This is a genomic window from Aquitalea sp. ASV11 (assembly GCF_016429185.1).
GTDB lineage: Bacteria > Pseudomonadota > Gammaproteobacteria > Burkholderiales > Chromobacteriaceae > Aquitalea > Aquitalea pelogenes.
The window spans coordinates 1-400 of sequence record NZ_JAELUD010000178.1; the positions used below are offsets into that span (position 1 = coordinate 1).

The following is a 400-nucleotide window of genomic DNA, read 5'->3' on the forward strand; positions in this document are numbered from 1 at the left end:
CCCCCTCTCCCCCCCCCCCCCCCCCACCGACACCCACACATCTTACTGTTCGTCGGCAGCGTCAGATGTGTATAAGAGACAGGCCTTCCAGCACCAGCGGCGCGGCGTAGCGGTCAAAGCCATGGTGGGCCAATATCTGGCTGGCCACATCGACAATATGTGCTGTTTTGCCCGTCCGGGTGAGGTGATCCTGCACTGGGTGGACGATGAAAACGACCCGCAATACCCGCGTTCGCAGGCCGCCTATGAAGCTGTCTCTTATACACATCTGACGCTGCCGACGAACAGTAAGATGGGGGGTTGGGGGGGGGGGGGGGGGGGTGGTGGGTGGGGGGGGGGGGGGGGGGGGGGGGGGGGGGGGGGGGGGGGGGGGGGGGGGGGGGGGGGGGGGGGGGGGGGG

1 protein-coding gene is annotated in these 400 nt (G+C 69.0%); it reads left to right on the top strand.

Annotated elements, in window-relative coordinates:
* Nucleotides 1-400: agmatine deiminase family protein (locus JHD62_RS21560; RefSeq protein WP_199104591.1), on the top strand; the 400-nt coding region annotated here is incomplete at both ends.